The sequence below is a fragment of the Nocardia caishijiensis NBRC 108228 genome, from assembly GCF_001612825.1.
In the GTDB taxonomy this organism is placed as follows: domain Bacteria; phylum Actinomycetota; class Actinomycetes; order Mycobacteriales; family Mycobacteriaceae; genus Nocardia; species Nocardia caishijiensis.
This window is the reverse complement of the sequence record NZ_BDBE01000006.1, coordinates 62,898-80,836: the sequence shown is the minus strand read 5'-3', so window position 1 is coordinate 80,836 and position 17,939 is coordinate 62,898. Positions and strand designations below refer to the sequence as shown.

15 protein-coding genes and 1 tRNA gene are annotated in these 17,939 nt (G+C 68.1%); 10 read left to right on the top strand and 6 right to left on the bottom strand.

The window, feature by feature from the left end:
* The first annotated feature begins 42 nt into the window (after positions 1 to 42).
* Positions 43 to 1,623, top strand: a complete 1,581-nt coding sequence (locus NC7_RS01090) for an esterase-like activity of phytase family protein (protein WP_067977736.1) — start codon at positions 43 to 45, stop codon at positions 1,621 to 1,623.
* 113 nt (positions 1,624 to 1,736) lie between these two features.
* Positions 1,737 to 1,865 carry a hypothetical protein gene (locus NC7_RS29930; RefSeq protein ID WP_255285032.1) on the top strand — a complete coding sequence of 43 codons (129 nt, stop codon included), beginning with the start codon at positions 1,737 to 1,739 and terminating at the stop codon, positions 1,863 to 1,865.
* Positions 1,866 to 1,896: 31 nt separating this feature from the next.
* On the opposite strand, the gene NC7_RS01085 is transcribed toward NC7_RS29930, so the two are convergent.
* The gene (locus tag NC7_RS01085; protein ID WP_067977735.1) at positions 1,897 to 2,334 is read right to left on the bottom strand and encodes a very short patch repair endonuclease; all 438 of its coding nucleotides are present in this window, start codon (positions 2,332 to 2,334) and stop codon (positions 1,897 to 1,899) included.
* Positions 2,331 to 3,464 carry a DNA cytosine methyltransferase gene (locus NC7_RS01080; protein ID WP_067977733.1) on the bottom strand — a complete coding sequence of 378 codons (1,134 nt, stop codon included), beginning with the start codon at positions 3,462 to 3,464 and terminating at the stop codon, positions 2,331 to 2,333. The genes NC7_RS01085 and NC7_RS01080 overlap by 4 nt, the downstream gene beginning before the upstream one ends.
* A 271-nt stretch (positions 3,465 to 3,735) precedes the next feature.
* Between NC7_RS01080 and NC7_RS01075 the strand changes: the two genes are divergently transcribed.
* The 3 genes from NC7_RS01075 to NC7_RS01065 are packed head-to-tail and all read left to right on the top strand — an operon-like array spanning position 3,736 to position 8,073.
* Positions 3,736 to 5,565, top strand: a complete 1,830-nt coding sequence (locus NC7_RS01075; protein WP_067977731.1) for an ABC transporter ATP-binding protein — start codon at positions 3,736 to 3,738, stop codon at positions 5,563 to 5,565.
* The gene (locus tag NC7_RS01070) at positions 5,565 to 7,406 is read left to right on the top strand and encodes an ABC transporter ATP-binding protein (protein ID WP_067977730.1); all 1,842 of its coding nucleotides are present in this window, start codon (positions 5,565 to 5,567) and stop codon (positions 7,404 to 7,406) included. Before NC7_RS01075 ends, NC7_RS01070 begins: the two co-directional genes overlap by 1 nt.
* 49 nt (positions 7,407 to 7,455) lie before the next feature.
* On the top strand, positions 7,456 to 8,073 hold the full coding sequence (locus NC7_RS01065; RefSeq protein WP_084457200.1) for a putative glycolipid-binding domain-containing protein: 618 nt from the start codon (positions 7,456 to 7,458) through the stop codon (positions 8,071 to 8,073).
* A 166-nt stretch (positions 8,074 to 8,239) separates the two neighbouring features.
* On the opposite strand, the gene NC7_RS01060 is transcribed toward NC7_RS01065, so the two are convergent.
* Complete coding sequence (locus NC7_RS01060; RefSeq protein ID WP_067977728.1) at positions 8,240 to 9,187, bottom strand: prephenate dehydrogenase; 948 nt, start codon at positions 9,185 to 9,187, stop codon at positions 8,240 to 8,242.
* A 58-nt stretch (positions 9,188 to 9,245) separates the two neighbouring features.
* Between NC7_RS01060 and NC7_RS01055 the strand changes: the two genes are divergently transcribed.
* The 3 genes from NC7_RS01055 (at position 9,246) to NC7_RS01045 (ending at position 10,368) form a co-directional block, all read left to right on the top strand.
* On the top strand, positions 9,246 to 9,785 hold the full coding sequence (locus NC7_RS01055) for a tRNA adenosine deaminase-associated protein (RefSeq protein ID WP_067977726.1): 540 nt from the start codon (positions 9,246 to 9,248) through the stop codon (positions 9,783 to 9,785).
* Between the two features lie 11 nt (positions 9,786 to 9,796).
* Positions 9,797 to 10,231 carry a nucleoside deaminase gene (locus NC7_RS01050; protein ID WP_084457786.1) on the top strand — a complete coding sequence of 145 codons (435 nt, stop codon included), beginning with the start codon at positions 9,797 to 9,799 and terminating at the stop codon, positions 10,229 to 10,231.
* A gap of 46 nt (positions 10,232 to 10,277) precedes the next feature.
* A tRNA-Ser gene (locus tag NC7_RS01045) sits at positions 10,278 to 10,368 on the top strand.
* Here the strand turns inward: NC7_RS01045 and NC7_RS01040 are convergent.
* From NC7_RS01040 to NC7_RS01025, 3 genes are all read right to left on the bottom strand, one after another.
* Entirely contained in the window at positions 10,347 to 11,363 is a 1,017-nt protein-coding gene (locus NC7_RS01040) for a GlxA family transcriptional regulator (protein WP_084457733.1), read from the bottom strand. The two genes, NC7_RS01045 and NC7_RS01040, sit on opposite strands and share 22 nt — an antisense overlap.
* Positions 11,364 to 11,943: 580 nt before the next feature.
* A complete protein-coding gene (locus tag NC7_RS01030; protein ID WP_067977912.1) occupies positions 11,944 to 14,232 on the bottom strand; it encodes an MMPL family transporter in 2,289 nt (762 codons plus the stop codon).
* A 162-nt stretch (positions 14,233 to 14,394) separates the two neighbouring features.
* The gene (locus tag NC7_RS01025) at positions 14,395 to 16,689 is read right to left on the bottom strand and encodes an MMPL family transporter (protein ID WP_067977722.1); all 2,295 of its coding nucleotides are present in this window, start codon (positions 16,687 to 16,689) and stop codon (positions 14,395 to 14,397) included.
* Positions 16,690 to 16,788: 99 nt separating this feature from the next.
* Here NC7_RS01025 and NC7_RS01020 point away from each other — a divergent pair, with 99 nt between their 5' ends.
* Both NC7_RS01020 and NC7_RS01015 read left to right on the top strand, forming a co-directional pair.
* On the top strand, positions 16,789 to 17,415 hold the full coding sequence (locus tag NC7_RS01020; RefSeq protein WP_236573720.1) for a TetR/AcrR family transcriptional regulator: 627 nt from the start codon (positions 16,789 to 16,791) through the stop codon (positions 17,413 to 17,415).
* A gap of 10 nt (positions 17,416 to 17,425) precedes the next feature.
* A complete protein-coding gene (locus NC7_RS01015) occupies positions 17,426 to 17,902 on the top strand; it encodes an RrF2 family transcriptional regulator (protein WP_067977719.1) in 477 nt (158 codons plus the stop codon).
* Positions 17,903 to 17,939 lie beyond the last annotated feature (37 nt).

Sequence of the window (17,939 nt, the reverse complement as noted above, 5' to 3'; positions counted from 1 at the left end):
GCCGGTCGTCTGCTGGTCGGTTCCGCGCGGTACGCAAGGCGCATGAACGCACGACCAGCTCTTCGTCTCTTTCCGCTCACGGCCGCGCTGTGTGCCGCCGCCGTCACGGCGGCCTGCACGACGCCCGGCTCCGATCCCGACTTCACCGCGACGAAGGACCAGTCACTGGTGATCTCGCTGGACGAGCTGGTGGCGAGCGTGGGTGGCGACGCGGTGCTCGGCGTGAGCCTGGAACCCGAACACGGCAACCTCACCCGCGAGACCGACGGTTCTTTCGTGTACACACCGGTCGCCGGTTATACGGGGCTCGACCAGTTCACGGTGACCACCAGTGATGCGGTTCGCCTGTACACCACCGACATCCCGGTGCTCGGCGAATACGGCGGCACCACGGTGCAGGGCAGCGGTTTCGGCTCGGCGTGGACGCCGGTGCCCGGCACCACCGACGAGTTCTACGGCCTGACCGATCGCGGCCCCAACGTCGACGGCCCCGGCAAGAACGAGAAGCTCACGCCGACACCGGCCTTCGTTCCGAAGATCGGCAGGTTCAAGCTGGTCGGCACCGAGGCGGTACTGCAGTCGAGCATCGAACTGCGCAACCGGGCCGGGGTGCCGTTCAACGGTCAGGTCGATTCCGCGGCGAGCACCGGCGAGACGATCAAGGATCTGGCGGGCACAGTGCTACCCGCCACCGACCACGGCCTCGATCCGGAAGGTCTCGTCGCCCTCGCCGACGGAACGTTCTGGGTCTCGGACGAATACGGCCCGTTCCTGGTGCACTTCGCCGCCGACGGCACCGAAATCGAACGCCTCGCGCCCGGCAGCGGCCTGCCGAAGGAGATCGCCCTGCGCAGCCCCAACCAGGGCATGGAAGGGCTGACCATCACCCCGGACGGCAGCACGCTGGTCGGCATGGTGCAGAGCGCGCTGAAGACGCCCGGTCTCGACGGCTCGGCCAAGGAGGTCCCGCTCGCGCGGATCGTCACCGTCGATCTGAAAACCAAGGCGCAGAAGGAATTCCTCTACCCACTGGAGAACCCGAAGCAGAACAAGGTCGCGGTCTCCGAAATCACGGCGCTCAGCGCGACCACCTTCCTGGTCGCCGAACGTGACGGCAACCTGGCGCCCGAGGCGAACAAGAAGATCTGGACGATCGACATCGCGGGCGCCACCGATGTCGGGCCCGAATCCACCCTCGTGGGTGCGCGGTACGACGCCGAGCGGGGTGGTTTACTGGTCGACGACAAGCCGATCGAGACCCTGATCGGAACCGTGCCGACCGCCGACGCTGTTGCCGCGCTGAAGAAATCGGGTATCACGCCGGTGGCGAAGACGAGCGATCTCGACCTCGCCGCGTTGGTCACCTCCCTCGACGAGGAGGGTGGCTTCTTCGGCCACGACAAGATCGAGGGGATCGCGACGCTCGACGGCGGAAAGACGATCTACATCGCCAACGACAGCGACTTCGGTCTCGCCGCGAGCACCGGCGAACAACCGCCGTTCGGGCTGAAGCCGAAGACGCTGGCCAACGGATTACAGGACACCGGCGAGGTGCTGGTGGTCGACACGACGAAACTGCCCGCGAAGGTGGGTGGGCACACGGTGAAGATCACTGTGAAGTAGGCGCTCCGACGGGGTGCGTCGCCGGGTCACCGGTGGTTTCGTCACCAGGCGCACAGGTTGTTGTCAGGTTGAGCGGGCAAGCTTGCCAGTGTCACCGACCGGAAAGGTTTCAGATGAGCTACGTGATCGCGCTGGGCGGCTTCGCCACGATTCTGGCGATGGTGGTCTCCGGCTACGCCGCCGCCCACGCACCCCGTTCCCTGGTACGCGTCCGCGCCGACCGCTCGCCGTACCGCCGCTGACCCTTTCCCAGCCGTCTCGACCTGGCAAGGATCAGTCGGCGCCGCGAACCAGCGCGACGATCTGCTGGGCGACGACGCCCGGGTCCTCGTGCTCCCACACCCGCACCACCCGCCACCCCGCCTCGAGCAACGCGGCGTCGGTGGCGCGATCCCGGGCCACATTGCCCGCCAGCTTCTCCGCCCACCACTGCGCGTTGTTCTTCGGAGCGGTGGCATGTTCGGGACATTGATGCCAGAAGCAGCCGTCGACATAGACGGCGAGCCGGTGGCGGGGAAAGACCACGTCGGCGCGTCGGCGTTGACCCTTGATCGGTGCACGGTCGACGAAGTAGCGCAGGCCCGCGCGGTGCAGTTCGCGCCGTAAGGCGAGCTCGGGAGCGGTGTGGGCGCGACGCTGACGCGCCATCCGCGCGCTGGTCGCCGCATCGGTGACGGGCGCCTTGTCCGCGTGGTCCCGTCGCCTGTTCATGCCGCCCAGCCACCCATCCGGTCGAGGTGGTCGCGTACGTCGTCGAGGAAGCCCGGCGGAAAACGCAAGTTGCCCATGGACGTTCGCCGGAGGAACCCGGCTGTGGCACGGGGGGAGAGCAGTCTCGGTTCGGTGAGGAAGTTCTTCAGGTCCTCGTAGGGCACGTGGACCGGCCACGTCGACAGCGGCACCTGATGCACCACACCCGCGTGTCCCCACGCCGCGCTCGGCCACGGTGCGCCGGGCCGCAACGGCGCGCCGACGGTGAGCGGCTCGAGCGGCGCGGCCAGCCGCTCACCCACCCAGTTGGCCATGCGCACACTCACCGCGTTGCCGACCAGCTTCCACCGGTGCCCCTGCCGCACACCGGGCACATCGAGCGCGGGGGCGGTCCACTCGGCGTCGAACCCCTGTAATCGTTCTCCGTCGACGATGCCGGGGGTGACGATCTCGCCCGCCGGGAGGCGCACGGCGGGCGGGCTGGCGATGCCGAGGCCGGAACCGCCCTTCAAGGTCGGCACCGCGTTCACCGCCCAACCCAGGCCGCGCACGCCCTCGGTCCAGTAGAACCCGCACGGGTCGCGGTCGGGATCGCCGTAGTCGCGTGGGCCCGCGTCGTCGCCGAAGAGCACCTGGCGTGGATCCTCGGTGCGGGAGGCGAGCATCAGCACGCGCTGGCGGCGCTGCGGCAGGCCGAACGCGCGACCGTCGACAACCCGGTAGGCCCAGGTGTAGCCGAGCTCCTCCAGTGCGCCGGTGATGTGGCGCATCGCCGCACCGCGACCCAGTTGCAGCATGAAGGGCACGTTCTCGATCAGCAGCCAGCGCGGTCCACGCTGACGGCGGACCAGGCGGAACACCTCGTCGACCAGCCCGGACCGGCGCCCGGTGATCCCGGCGGTGCGTCCGGCCTGCGAGAGGTCCTGGCACGGAAACCCGGCCGCCACCAGCTCGGTACGCGCGGGCAGGGCACGCAGGCGGGTGATGTCGGCGTGCAGCGGGATCTCGGGGAAGCGGGCGGCCAGTACGCCCTGGGCGCCGGGATCGATCTCACACAGCAGTTCCGTCGACCATCCGTGCCTGCCGAGGCCGAGTTCGAGCCCGCCGATCCCGGCGAACAACCCGACCATCCGCGTCAACAGTCCTCCTGTGCTGGTTGGAACGCGCAACGACCCCGATTGCCGCGCCTGCGGCATTGTATCGGGCCGCTGAACAGCGGCGAGTGGCGTACGAGCGCGGGCTGTGCACGGCTGTGGACGGCGTCGACAGACGGAAAATTCGGTGGCCGCGGACGGGGGGCCGGTGCGACTCTTGAAGGACCTACTTGTCGGACCCCGATGCGAACATCGTCAGGGGGCCGTTCCGGGAACCAACCATCCAACCGGACCCGAGGGGGAGTCTTTGTCTGTCACATCAGAGCTGGCGGTCGCCGAATCGGAGGCCGACAGTTCCGGGCAATCGACACAGCGAGCGCGCGGGGGCATGCGCTCGCTGGGGCGGTTCCTGCCGTACCTGAAGCCGTACCGCGTGCCGCTGATCGTGGCGAATCTGCTCGCCATCATGATGTCGAGCACCGCGGTCGCGACGCCGCTGGTCGTCGCCCGCATCATCGACGGACCCATCGCGCGGGGCGATTTCGCTGGCCTGTTGCTTCCGGTCGGGTTCGTGTTCCTGCTCGGCGCGCTCGAATCGTTCGGGATGTGGGGTCGGCGCTGGCTGGTCTCGAAACCCGCGACGACCTTCGAAGTGACCATGCGCGCAAAGCTTTTCGCGAAGTTGCAGGCCCTCTCGATCGGCCGCCACGACGGCTGGCAGTCCGGTCAGCTGCTCTCGCGCGCGATCGACGACATGTCGGCACTGCGCCGGTTCGTGGCCTTCGCCGGGCCGTTCCTCGTGGTGAACGCCGTGGTCACACCCATCGGCTTCGTCGCTCTGTTCGTGCTGAATTGGCAAGTGGGACTGATCTTCATGGTGACCTGCCTGCCGCTCACCGTGTACTGCGCGCGTTTCGTTCGCCGGTTCGAAGTGGCCTCGCGCCGGTCCCAGGACCAGTCCGGCGACCTGGCGACCGTCGCCCAGGAATCCGCGCAGGGCGTGCGGGTGCTCAAAGCACTCGGGCGCGGCCGGTTCTTCGGCGCCCGCTTCACCGCGCTGTCGCGTGAACTGCAACGCACCGAACTGACGAAGGTGCATCTGGACGCCACGCTGTGGTCGGCGCTGGTCGCCTTGCCGACCATCGCGATCGCCCTGTCGCTCGGCGTCGGCGGCTACTGGGTCGCGCAGGGCTCGATGACCATCGGCACCCTGGTCGCCGCCATCACGCTGGAGACATTCCTCCAGTGGCCGGTGATCTGGCTCGGTTTCCTGCTCTCGGAGCTGTTCGAGGCGCGTACCGCCGCCGACCGGTACTGGGAGATCATCGACACCCCGCTCGACATCGCCGACCCGCCGCACCCGGTCGACCTGCCCGCCCCGGTACGTGGGGAGCTGGTGATCGAGGGTGTCCGGTTCGCCTATCCGCTGGCCGAGGGCGGCCCCGAGAACGCTGTGCTGGAGGATGTCTCGCTGCGGGTGCGCCCGGGCGAGACGGTGGCGCTCGTCGGCGCGACCGGCAGCGGCAAAACCGCGCTGCTCGAGCTGATTCCGCGCCTCTACGACGTGAACGCCGGACGCATCACCATCGACGGCGTCGACATCTCAACGCTGCGGCTCGCCGAGCTGCGCCGGGTGGTGACGGTGGCGTTCGAGGAGCCGGTGCTGTTCTCGGCGAGCGTGCGCGAGAACGTGGCGCTCGGCGACCCGAGCGCCACCGACGACGACGTGCGCCGCGCGCTCGACATCGCCCAGGCCACCGACTTCGTCGACGCCCTGCCGTGGGGCCTCGATACCAGGATCGGCGAGCAGGGCATGAGTCTGTCCGGCGGGCAGCGGCAACGGCTCGCGCTGGCCCGAGCGGTGCTCACCGGTGCGGCCGATGCCGACGCGGGTCGGATCATGGTGCTCGACGACCCGCTCTCCGCACTGGACGTGGAAACCGAAGAGCGCGTGCAGGGTCGGCTTCGCGCGGTGCTCTCCGGGGCGACGACCCTGCTGGTCGCGCACCGCCCGTCCACCGCGGCGCTCGCCGACCGCGTGGCGCTGCTCGCCGACGGACGCATCGTCGCCGAGGGCACCCACGACAAACTGCTGCGCACGAGCCGCCACTACCGCGAACTGATGGGAGGTGCCTGATGACCACGGAAACGGTTGAACCGCAACAGGATCAGGCAGCCGACTGGCGCGGCATCGCCAAGGAGGACGACGCCGTCACGGGCACCGGGAACGCGGTGCTCGCCGGACGTTCCCGTCGGCTGCTGCTCGATCTGGTGCGGCCCTACCGCAAGCTGGCCGTCCTCACCTTCGTCCTGATCGTGCTGGACAACGCGGCCAAGGTGTCGGTGCCGCTGTTCATCGCCTACGGGCTCGACCACGGGATCGCACAGGGGCGCCAGGGCAATTGGACGCCGCTGATCGCGACCGTCGCCGGGTTCGTCGCGGTGACGGTGCTGTCGGGCCTCACCACCTTCGCCTTCCTGCGCGCGGCCGGAACGCTGAGCCAGCGGGTGCTGTTCGACCTGCGGGTACGCACCTTCGCCCACACCCAACGGTTGAGCGTGTCGTTCCACGAGAAGTACACCTCGGGCAAGGTGGTCACCCGGCTCACCAGTGATATCGAGGCCTTGCAGGATCTGCTGGAAGGCGCGCTGAACCAGGCGGCGAGCGCGCTGCTGTCGGTGGTCACCATCGCCGTGCTGCTCGTCTGGCTCGACCCCGGGCTCGCGGCCATCGTGCTGCTCGGGTTCGTGCCGCTGGTGTTCGTCACCCGGTGGGCGCAGCGGCGTCAACGGGCGGGGTACCGGCGGACCCGTGGCGCGATCGCCCGGGTGGTCGTGCAGTTCGTCGAATCGATGAGCGGCATGCGGGCAGTGCAGGCGTTCCGGCGCGAACACCGCAACCAGGAAGTGCTCGGCATCGTGGACGCCGCGTACCAGAAGGCGACGACCACCGCGATGCGTGGTGTCGGCGACTACGTCGGCCTGTCGAACTTCATCGGCAAGGTGACAACCGTGGTCGTGCTGCTCATCGGGTCCTGGCAGGTGATGGAGGGCAATCTGGCCATCGGCGTGCTGGCGGCCTACCTGCTCTACCTCGACCAGTTCTTCGGCCCGCTCGACGAGCTGGCGCAGGTGTTCAACTCCTACCAGTCGGCCGCGGCCGCGCTGGAGAAGATCTCCGGCGTGCTCGAGGAGGAACCGGCGGTTGCGGAACCGGTCGCGCCGGTCACCGTCGAACATCCCACCGGTGCGGTGCGGATGGACAAGGTGTGGTTCGGCTACGACGACGCCGCGCCGGTGCTGCCGGAATTCGACCTCGACATCCCGGCCGGACAGATCGTCGCGCTGGTCGGTGCCACCGGGGCGGGCAAGTCGACGCTGGCCAAGCTGCTCACCCGGTTCTACGACCCGTCCGGCGGCACCATCTCCCTCGACGGTGCCGACCTACGCGAACTCGCCGACACCGAACTGCGCAGGCACATCGTGATGATCACGCAGGAGGCGTACCTGTTCTCCGGCACGATCGCCGACAACATCCGGCTCGGCAGGCCGTCGGCCACCGATGCCGAGGTGATCGCGGCCGCCCGCGCGGTGGGGCTCGACCAGTTCGTCGAGTCGCTGCCCGAAGGGTACGAGACCGACGTGCGAACCAGAGGTGGTCGATTGTCGGCCGGTCAGCGTCAGCTGGTCGCCTTCGCCCGGGTGTTCCTCGCCGACCCGGTGGTGATCGTGCTCGACGAGGCGACGTCGAGTCTCGACATCCCCGGCGAGCGGCTGGTGCAGCGTGCGCTCGAGACGCTGCTGCGTGACCGGACGGCGGTCATCATCGCCCACCGCCTGTCCACGGTCGCCATTGCCGACCGGGTGCTGGTGCTCGACGGCGGGCGGGTGGTGGAGGACGGCGCTCCGGCCGAGCTGATCGCGGGCCAGGGCCGCTTCGCCGGACTGCACGCCGCGTGGCGGGATTCGCTGGTGTGATGCGCTCGTGTTGTACAGCGCCGGGGCCGGTGTCGCTTACCGTAGAGAGGTGACGACCCCAGCCCCGGGCCCGGCCGCAGGCCCCACCGAGAACAGACCGGCCTCTCGGTGGCCGGCGGTGCTCACCTGGCGAGCCCACGACAACTCCCGGATGGAATCGGTCCGGGTGACGGTGAACGGCAATCGGATCAGAGCCGCGGGCCGCATGATCGGCAGCGCCAACCACGAACACCCGGCGTTCAGCGCCTCCTACGATCTGGTCACCGACGAAGCGGGTGCCACCAGGCGGTTGTCGCTGCGCACCACGACCGCTGCCGGTGAACGTCACGCCTCGGTGTCGCGCGACGAGGAGAACTACTGGCTCGTCGACGCGGGCGGTACGCACGTGCGTTCCACCTTCGCCGGTGCCCTCGATGTGGACGTGGTGCTCAGCCCGTTCTTCAACACCCTGCCGATCCGCCGCTTCTGCCTGCAGAACGCGGTCGGCGACGTGCAGGTCCCGGTCGTCTATGTGCGGCTGCCCGACCTGCTGGTGCAGGAGGCCGAGCTCACCTACTCGAGCGCCGCCGACGGCATCAACGTGCTCTCCCCGGTCTCGAGTGCCACATTGACCGTGGACCCGGAGGGATTCGTCCTCGACTATCCAGGGCTGGCCGAGCGAGTCTGAACGCTGGCCTGAGGACTGCCCGCGCGCCCCGTGGGCCCACTGGATGGGGCTGACTGCCTGGCAGGGCTACGCCGGTCGAACCGGGAACGTAGCTCGGACGCCCTCGGTGCGGCCAAGACTGCTCGATCCTCGACCCCGCCTCGCGGGGGAATCGAGCTCGCCACCGCTAGAGCTCCCGCAGCACCCCACCGCGCTGACCAGCGCGCCGCAGCTCGTCGAGCCAGCCGTCCGAGCCAGGAGTCACCCCGGTGATCTCCCATCGCGTGCGATTGTCGTACGCCGACCGCCCCCGGTAACCCGTCTCGACAACCTCGCCGAGCGTCCCGTCGGTGCGCAATGCCTCACGAGCGGCGATCAGCGCGTCGATGGTCTCGTCCAGCACCGATTCCAACGCTCCCGCGTTCGGTTCACAGATCGCGCGAACCAGGTCGGGCGCGGTGCCCGCCACCCGGGTCCCGTCGCGGAACGAACCGGCCGCCAACCCGAGCGCCAGCTCACCCCCGCCCGCCCCGGCCGCGGCCAACGCCTCGGCCAGCACATGCGGCAGATGCGAGATCCGCGCGACGGCCTGGTCGTGTTCCTCGGCAACGACCGGAACCACGACGGAACCGCAGTCCAAAGCCAGCCGAACCACCCGCGACCACGGCTCAACCCGGGTGCCCTCATCCACGCCCACAGCCCACACCGCGCCGCGGAAAAGCTCGGGATCGGTTGCCGCCCAACCGGATTCAGCAGTACCGGCCATCGGGTGACCGCCCACATACCGAGCCTCGAGCCCCTGCTTGCGCACCGCGTCGGCCACCGGCCCCTTCACGCTCACCACATCGGTCAGCGCACACCCCGACGCATGAGCGCCGACGTCGGCCAGTACGGATGCGACGGCGGGCATCGGCACCGCGAGCACCACGAGCGCGTCGCAGGCGGCGGCCCGACTCAGCACCTCAGGCAGGTCACCCGACACGTCGAAACCGTCGAGCCGGGCGGCCCGCACACCCTCGGCCGATCGGTTGTACCCGAACGCCACGTACCCGGCGCCCACGGCCGCGCGCAGCACGGAGCCGCCGATCAGACCCGTCCCGAGGACGCAGACAGCACCACGCTCGTCGATACTCATCGGAACAGATTGGCACACGAGTTCATCATTGCGGGCGGGACAGACTACCGTTTGGTCCATGGCAGCACAGCGCTCGGGCACGAACAGGGCGACGTCGGAGGACGACTACGACGTCGAAGGGTTCGCCGTGGCGGTGGTCCGCGAAGAAGGTACGTGGCGATGCAGTCCCCTCAGCCACGACGCCCTCGTCGACCTCGCCACCGCCGAGACCGAATTGAAGGCATTGCGCAGCTCCGGTGCGGTGTTCGGGCTGCTCGACGTCGATGACGAGTTCTTCATCATCGTGCGGCCCGCGCCGAGCGGCACCCGGCTGCTCGTCTCCGACGCGACCGCCGCGATCGACTACGACATCGCCGCCGACGTGCTCGACGCGCTCAATGTCGAGATCCCCGACATCGACCCCGACGAGCTCGACGACATCGAACCGTGGGAGGAAGGCGACCTCGGCGTCCTCGCCGACCTCGGCCTCCCCGAACCGGTACTCAGCGTGATCCTCGCCGAAACCGACCTCTACCCGGACGAACAGCTCGGCATGATCGCCCAACGCCTCGGTTTCGCCGACGAATACGCCGCGGTGCTGGACAAACTGCACCGGTGACCGAGGAGGACATGCTGCGCGCCGCCCTCGCGGCCGCCGCCGACGCCGACCCGCGCGATGTGCCGGTCGGCGCCGCCGTCTTCGACGCGCAAGGCCGGGAACTGGCCCGCGCGGCCAATGCCCGTGAGGCCCTCGGCGACCCGACCGCCCACGCCGAAGTCCTCGCCCTGCGCGCGGCCGCCGCCGTGCACGGCGACGGTTGGCGGCTCGAAGGCGCCACCCTCGCCGTCACCTTGGAACCGTGCACGATGTGCGCCGGGGCCCTGGTACTCGCCCGCGTGGAGAAGGTGATCTTCGGGGCGTGGGAACCGAAGACGGGCGCCGTCGGCTCCCTGTGGGACGTCGTCCGCGACCGACGCCTCAACCACCGCCCCCAGGTCCGCGCCGGAGTCCTCGAATCCGAGTGCGTGGCCCTCCTCGACACCTTCTTCCGAAACCAACGCTGACCAGCCGATTTAGTGATTCCGCGCCCCATCCGGTACCGTAGTCGGCGGTGGCGTGTCCGAGCGGCCTAAGGAGCACGCCTCGAAAGCGTGTGACGGGTAACCCCCGTCCGAGGGTTCAAATCCCTCCGCCACCGCCAGCGAGCCCCTCACCTGTTTCGACAGGTGAGGGGCTTTTGCTTTGTGCGGTGCGAAAGGTGCTGCGGTAGGCCGAGGGGGAGGTGTGCAGCGCCTTGGCGAAGTGGTGGCGGAAGGTGACCGCGGTGGCGAAGCCGACGGCCGTGGCGATCTCCTCCACGGGGGCGTCGCTGGTTTCGAGCATCGCGAGGGCGGCCTGGATGCGTTGTTCGATGAGCCATTTGCTCGGGGTGGTGCCGGTGGCGCGAACGAAATGGCGCAGATAGGTGCGCTGCGAGAGTCCGGCCACCCGGGCGAGGTCGGCGGCGCTGACCGGCGTGGTGAGGTGCTCGGCCGCCCAGGCGAGGCTGCGGCCGACCGGGTCGTCGAGCGGTGCGGGCGGCATCGGTGCCTCGATGTACTGCGCCTGACCGCCGGAGCGGTGCGGTGGGACGACCAGTCTGCGGGCGACCGCGTTCGCCACGGACGCGCCCATATCGGTGCGGACCAGGTGCAGCGCGAGGTCGAGGCCCGCCGCGCAGCCCGCGCTGGTGAGGATGTCGCCGTCGTCGGTGTAGAGCGGTTCGGCGTCGACGACCACGGCGGGGTACCGCTCACGCAGCAGATCGGCGTAGCGCCAGTGCGTGGTGGCCCGGCGTCCGTCCAGCAGCCCGGCTCCCGCGAGTGCGAACGCGCCCGAGCAGATCGACACGATGTGCGCGCCGTTGCGATGTGCCTGTCGTAGTGCGTCGATCAGTTCCGGTGAGGGGGAGGCACGCGGGTCGGCCACGCTTGGCACCACCACGGTGTCCGCGGCGGCGAAGTCGGCGAGGCCGTAGGGGCTGGTCATGGTCGCGCCGCCGATCACCCTGATGGCGTCGGCGGTTTCAGTGCAGATCTTCAGGTCGTACCAGGGTTGGTCGATGTCGGACCACACGAGCCCGAACACCTCGATGACGATGCCTGCTTCGAACGCCGTCATCCCGTCGTAGGCCAGCACGGACACTGTCGGACCCATGTCCGAATCTTAGCGTCAGTCGTCATCTACGCCACTTCTCGGGGCGGACGGACCTCGCGACCATGGGGTCATGTGGAAGAAATTGAAGGACTTCGCCCTGGGAATTCACGCCGCGAACGCGATCAGGCACGGCGTGCGCCCGCCTGCCGGTGCCCGTCGCGAACCCGCGAAACCGCAGCACACGTGCGGTGATCGATAGCCCGGACCTGTCAGCTGGTATTCACCCGCGTCCGACCTGCGGTGCAGCACTCGCGTAATAGACTGAGTTACACCGAAATCCGGGAAGGAACGATGAATATGCGCGGGCGTGTGCCGCCACCCGCGAAGTCCGGGATCGGGCTCGGGGGGAAGCTCTTGGTTCTGATCGTGTTGGGGTGGGTGGCTGTGGGGCTGCTTGCCGCAGGTCAGCGGCACTATTTTTCGAAGCTGCCGAGGGAGTGCTCGGATTGGGCGACGATCGCCGTCACAGCGGCGGCGGGACCGGGGAACTACATCGGACTGAACCCGAGGGTGACCGAATGCGAGGTCCCGCAGCCGAGTAAGTAGGCCGGACACCGATCACGGTGCCCGGCCTCGGATCTCACAGTTTCGTTGCCGCCGCTTCGCGGTGGTTGTGCTGGATCTCGCGCAGCTTGGAGCCTTCCACGTCGATGTCGGGAACGATCTTGTCCAGCCAGGCGGGCATCCACCAGGCCCACTTGCCCAGCAGCACGAGCAGGGCGGGAATGAGCACCATGCGCACGACGAAGGCGTCGAGCGCGACACCCGCCGCGAGCGCGAAGCCCATCGACTTGGCGGTGACATCGGATTCGAGCAGGAATGAGCCGAACACCGAGATCATGATGATCGCGGCCGAGGTGACCACGCGCGCGCCGTGGTGATAACCCTTCTCCACCGCCTCGGTCGGGTCGGCACCGTGCACGTACTCCTCGCGCATGCGGGTCACCAGGAACACCTGGTAGTCCATGGCGAGACCGAACACCAAGCCGATCAACATGATCGGTAGGAAGCTGACCAGCGGATGCGGGTCCGAGATCAGCCCGAGCTTGCCCTCCTGGAAGATCAGCACGGTGGCACCGAAGGTGGCCGCCATCGACAGCAGGAATCCGAGCGCCGCGGTGAGCGGAACCAGGATCGAGCGGAACACCAGGATCAGCAGGATGAACGCGGCACCGGCGACGATCGCCATGTACGGGACGATCTTGCTCAACAGCACGTGGTCGATATCGGCGTAGATCGCGGTGGTTCCCGTGATGCCGTACGACATCTGGTACTGCTCGTGCAGCTCAGCCTCCGCATCGCGGGCGGACTGCACCAGATCCTTGGTCGACTGATCGTTCGGACCCGACTTGGGCACGCCGTTGATGAGCGCGCCCGCACCGTCCTGGCTCATCTGCGGTTCGGTGACCAGATCCATGTCGGGATAGGATATGAGCTTGTCGCGCAAGGCGTTCAGCGCGGCGGGCCGCTGATCGGCGGGGGTGTCGGACAGGTCGACCGCCACCTGCAGCACACCGTTGCTGCCCTCGCCGAAACCCTCGGTGCGCAGGTCGTAGGCCTTGCGCACGGTGGTCGACTTGGGCAGGCTGTCCTCGCCCGGCAGTCCGAGGTTCAGGTTGAGCGCGGGCGCGGCGAGCAACCCGAGCACCACGATGGCCAGGATCATCGTCACCGCGGGGAACTTGGCGATCACGCGGGCGACGCGGGTGCCGTTGGTGACGACGCTGTCGTCCTCGGGATCGTGCTGGGCCACCAGCGGCAGTTTCGGTTTGAACAACGCCTTGCCGAACGCGCCGAGCAACGCGGGCATCAGCGTGATCGCGGTGAGCACCGCGAACGCGGCGGCGACGGCGCCACCGAGACCCATGAACGTGAGGAACCGGACGCCGACGATGGCCAGCCCGGCCAGCGCGATGATGACGGTGAGACCGGCGAACACCACCGCCGAACCCGCCGTGCCGAGGGCGGTACCGGCGGCTTCTTCGGCCGAATCCTGCACGGACAGTTCGTGTTTGTAGCGGGAGACGATGAACAGCGCGTAGTCGATCGACAGCGCGATACCGATCATCGAGGCGAGGAACGTGGTGAAGCTCGGGATCTCGAGCACCGTGGTGGACAGGAAGATCAGCGAAGTCGCGGCGCCGAGACCGACGATCGCGGTGATGATCGGCACGAAGGCCGCCACGATCGCGCCGAACGCCACGATCATCACCACCAGAGCCACGGCCATACCGATCATCTCGGACTTGCCGCTCGGCATCTCCTGCTCCATCGGCAGGCTGCCGCTCATCTCGACGGTCAGCCCGGCCGCGCGCGCTTCGTCGCCGACGGCGTAGGCGGCCTCGCGGTCCTCCGGTTTCACATCGGCGAATTCTTTGATGGTGAACGGCACGCTGAAATAGGCGACGGTCTCGGGTGCCGATTCGTTCAGCACGTTGACCGGTGCGCCGCTGCACGTCGACGGATCAGGCTGGGCGGTGAGGCAACCCATCTCCTCGGTGGCCGTGATCGGATCGACGATCGGTTCGGTGTGATCGACGATCGGCAACTGCTCCAGCCGCTGGATGATTCCCGCGACGGCCTGACGGTTGGCCGGGTCGGTGAGCTTCTGCCCAGCGGGCGCGCCGATCACATAGGTGCCGGTGACGGCGTCGAACGCGAACGCCTCCGACATGCCGGGGAAGTGCTTGTCGAGGATTTCGGTCGCCCGCTCGGACGGCAGGTTCGGCATGCTGAAGTCGTCGGTCATCGGCTTCTGCAGTTGGGCACCGAGTCCGCCGAGCACCATGAAGCAGAGTAACCAGACGGGGAGCACGATCCACTTGCGGCGAAAGGCCAGCTTTCCCCACCGGTACAGATAGACGGACACGGGTTTCTCCTCGGTGATTCGGTGCAGCACGTGGAGGTAGAGCCGGGTCGAGCTAGTCCTGAGTCTGCTGCCGCGATACCGCGATATCAAGCAACCGGGCCCGCACATGCGACGACCCCGCGATCCATGGGGCGGATCGCGGGGTCGGGTAGGGCATTACGGTCAGCCGACGGCGACCGGGTGCTTCACCGTCTCGGTACCCGAGTTGCGCAGCTGCTCGAGCTTGGCGCCCTCGACGTCGATATCGGGAACGATGCGGTCGAGCCACTTCGGCATCCACCACGCCCACTTGCCCATGATCACCAGCAACGCGGGCACGATCACCATGCGGACCACGAAGGCGTCGATGGCGACACCGGCGGCCAGCGCGAAACCGAACGACTTCGCGGTGACGTCGGTTTCCATGATGAAGGAGCCGAACACCGAGATCATGATGATCGCGGCCGAGGTGACCACGCGGGCGCCGTGGTGGTAACCGGCGACCATGGCGTCCTTCGGCGAACGGCCGTGCACGAATTCCTCGCGCATGCGGGTCACCAGGAACACCTGGTAGTCCATGGCGAGACCGAACACCAAGCCGATCAACATGATCGGCAGGAAGCTGACCAGCGGTTGTGGATCGGAGATCAGGCCGAACGCGCCCTCCTGGAAGATCAGCACGGTGGCACCGAAGGTGGCCGCCATCGACAGCAGGAATCCGAGCGCCGCGGTGAGCGGAACCAGGATCGAGCGGAACACCAGGATCAGCAGGATGAACGCGGCACCGGCGACGATGGCCAGGTACGGCACGATCTTGCTGAGCAGCGCGTGGTCGACATCGGCGTAGATCGCGGTGGTACCGGTGATGCCGTACTGCATGCCGTACTGCGCCTGCAGTTCGGCCTCGGCGCCGCGCGCCGACTGCACCAGATCCTTGGTCTCCTGGTTGTTCGGACCGGACACCGGGACGCCGCTGAGCATGGCGCCCTGCTTGTCCTCGCTCCACTGCGGCTCGGTGACGTAGTCCATGCCCTCGTAGGAGGCGAGTTTGTCGCGCAGCGCGCCGAGCGCCGCCGCACGCTGACCCTCGGGCGTGGCGCTCAGGTCGGCGACGACCATGAGCACACCGTTGCTGCCCTCACCGAAGCCCTCGGTGCGCAGGTCGTAGGCCTTACGCACGGTCGAGGTCTTGGGCAGGCTGTCCTCGCCGGGCAGGCCGAGGTTCAGGCCCGCGGCGGGTGCGGCGAGCGCACCGAGCACGACCACCGACAGGATGAGCGCCACCCACGGCGCCTTGCCGATCAGGCGGGCGAAACGCTGGCCGTTGGTGACCGAGTTCTCGTCCTCGGGATCGTGCTGGGCCACCAGCGGCAGCTTCGGCTTGAACAGTGTCTTGCCGAACGCGCCCATCAGCGCGGGCATCAGGGTGATCGCGGTGAGCACCGCGAACGCGGCGGCGATGGCGCCACCGAGACCCATGAAGGTCAGGAACTCCACGCCGACGATGCTCAGCGCGCCGAGCGCGATGATGACGGTGAGACCGGCGAACACCACGGCCGAACCGGCGGTGCCCAGCGCGGTACCGGCGGCCTCCTCGGCCGAATCACGCACCGACAGTTCGTGTTTGTAGCGGGAGACGATGAACAGCGCGTAGTCGATCGACAGCGCGATACCGATCATCGAGGCGAGGAAGGTGGTGAAGCCGGGCACTTCCATGAAGGACGTGCCGAGCATGATCGTCGAGGTGGCGGCGCCGAGGCCGACGATGGCGGTGACGATCGGGACGACCGCGGCGACGATGGCACCGAAGGCGATCACCATGACGATCAGCGCGACGCCCATACCGATCAGCTCGGACTTGCCGCTCGGCTGCTCCTGCTTCATGGCGATGGAACCGCTGAGTTCGACGGTCAGACCGGCGTTGCGGGCGTCGGCGCCGACCTCGAAGGCGGTGTCGCGCTCGGCGTCGGTCACGTCGGTGACGTTCTTGATGGTGAACGGCACGTTCAGCGTGGCGACGGTCTTCGGTGCGGTTTCGTTGAGCACGTTCAGCGGGGCGCCCGAGCAGGTCGACGGGTCAGGGTTGCTCAGGCAGCCCATCTTGTCGGTCATCTCGATCGGGTTGGCCAGCGGCTTGGTCTTGTCGACGATCGGCAGTTCACCGAGCTTGCCGATGAACGCCTCGATCGCGGCACGGTTGGCCGGGTCGGTGAGCTGCTGGCCTTCCGGCGCGGCGATCACGTAGGTGCCTGCCACGGCGTCGAACTTGAACTGTTCGGACATGCCGGGGAAGTGCTTGTCGAGGATCTCGTTGGCGCGGGCCGAGGGCAGCTCCGGCATGCTGAAGTCGTTGCTCATCGGCTTGCTGAGAGTGGCACCGAGCGCGCCGAGCAGCACGAACAGCAGTAGCCAGACCGGCAACACTATCCATTTGCGGCGGAAAGCGAACTTTCCCCATCGGTACAGGTATACGGACACGTGTCCCCGCCTCCACATCGCGAATTATTTGCCTACCGTGCGGTAGGTAGACTACCGACGGCGTAAGTGGAGAGGCAACCTCAATTTTAGGGGCGCCAGATGGATCGCCGCGAATCATGGGAGGATTACGACATGGCTGCCCGGGAAACCACCGACACCGTTACCGCAGGTGGAGGCACTAAACAGGCGATTCGTGACGCCGCGCTTCGACTGTTCGCCGCGAAGGGCTTCGAGCAGACGAGCCTGCGTGAGGTCGCCGATATGGTGGGAATCACAAAGGCGTCGCTGTATTACCACTACGCGTCGAAGCTCGATCTGCTGCTGGCGATCATCGACCCGATCATCGATCACATGCGCGATATCGTCACCGACATCGACGCGGTGCCGTACGACAGCGAGGGCATCCGCGCCGTCCTGCGCACCTACCTGCGCGGGATGATCCGCCACCGCGACGCGGGCGCGCTGTGTGTGCGCGACACCGCGGCCATCGTCAACGCCATCGCCGATCGCTACCCGGATCTCATGGAACCAACCCGGGAGCTGCGGACCTGGCTGTCCGGACCGAACCCGACGCCGGAGTCGATGCTGCGCGCGGCCGGTGCCATCGAGGTGCTCGGAGTGGCGCTGCTGTCGATCGAGCTGGCGCCGGGCGCCACCGACGCGCTCGTCGAGCAGACGCTGCTCGACGCGGCGACCGCCGTCCTGGCCGGCGGCACGACCGCGTAGGTTCGAGACCGTGCATATCACCGCAAGGGTCGATTACGCGGTGCGAACGTTGCTCGAGCTCGCCGCGGCCGACGGGGTGGTGAAGGCCGAGGCCATCGCCGCCGCGGCGCAGATCCCGCCGAAGGTTCTCGAGACCGTGCTCGCCGAGCTGCGTCGCGCCGAGCTGGTGCGCAGCAGGCGCGGACCGGACGGCGGGTACCGCCTCGGCAGACCTGCCGAGGAGATCTCGGTGGCCGACGTGATCCGCGGCGTCGAATCGCCGCTGGCCTCCGTGCGCGGGCAGCGCCCCGAGGACGTGCGCTACCCCGGCGCGGGCGAGCCGCTGCAACAGGTCTGGATCGCGCTGCGGGTGAACATCCGGGCCGTGCTGGAGAACGTGACGATCGCCGACATCGCCGCCGACCGACTGCCCGGTTTCATCGATGAGTTGATCGCGGATCCTGGTGCCTGGGCCCGCCGCGAACCGAGGACCCCGGCCGGAACCTGATTCATCCACAGGCCGAGGTTTATCCACAGGCCTGCTG

Coding starts and splice junctions, on each gene's coding strand:
- NC7_RS01055 (WP_067977726.1), top strand. CDS start 9,246: ATGGCAGCACAGCGCTCGGGCACGAACAGGGCGACGTCGGAGGACGAC.
- NC7_RS01040 (WP_084457733.1), bottom strand. CDS start 11,363: ATGGGTCCGACAGTGTCCGTGCTGGCCTACGACGGGATGACGGCGTTC.
- NC7_RS29930 (WP_255285032.1), top strand. CDS start 1,737: ATGAGCTACGTGATCGCGCTGGGCGGCTTCGCCACGATTCTGGCGATG.
- NC7_RS01085 (WP_067977735.1), bottom strand. CDS start 2,334: ATGAACAGGCGACGGGACCACGCGGACAAGGCGCCCGTCACCGATGCG.
- NC7_RS01020 (WP_236573720.1), top strand. CDS start 16,789: ATGGATCGCCGCGAATCATGGGAGGATTACGACATGGCTGCCCGGGAA.
- NC7_RS01080 (WP_067977733.1), bottom strand. CDS start 3,464: ATGGTCGGGTTGTTCGCCGGGATCGGCGGGCTCGAACTCGGCCTCGGC.
- NC7_RS01060 (WP_067977728.1), bottom strand. CDS start 9,187: ATGAGTATCGACGAGCGTGGTGCTGTCTGCGTCCTCGGGACGGGTCTG.
- NC7_RS01090 (WP_067977736.1), top strand. CDS start 43: ATGAACGCACGACCAGCTCTTCGTCTCTTTCCGCTCACGGCCGCGCTG.
- NC7_RS01050 (WP_084457786.1), top strand. CDS start 9,797: ATGCTGCGCGCCGCCCTCGCGGCCGCCGCCGACGCCGACCCGCGCGAT.
- NC7_RS01070 (WP_067977730.1), top strand. CDS start 5,565: ATGACCACGGAAACGGTTGAACCGCAACAGGATCAGGCAGCCGACTGG.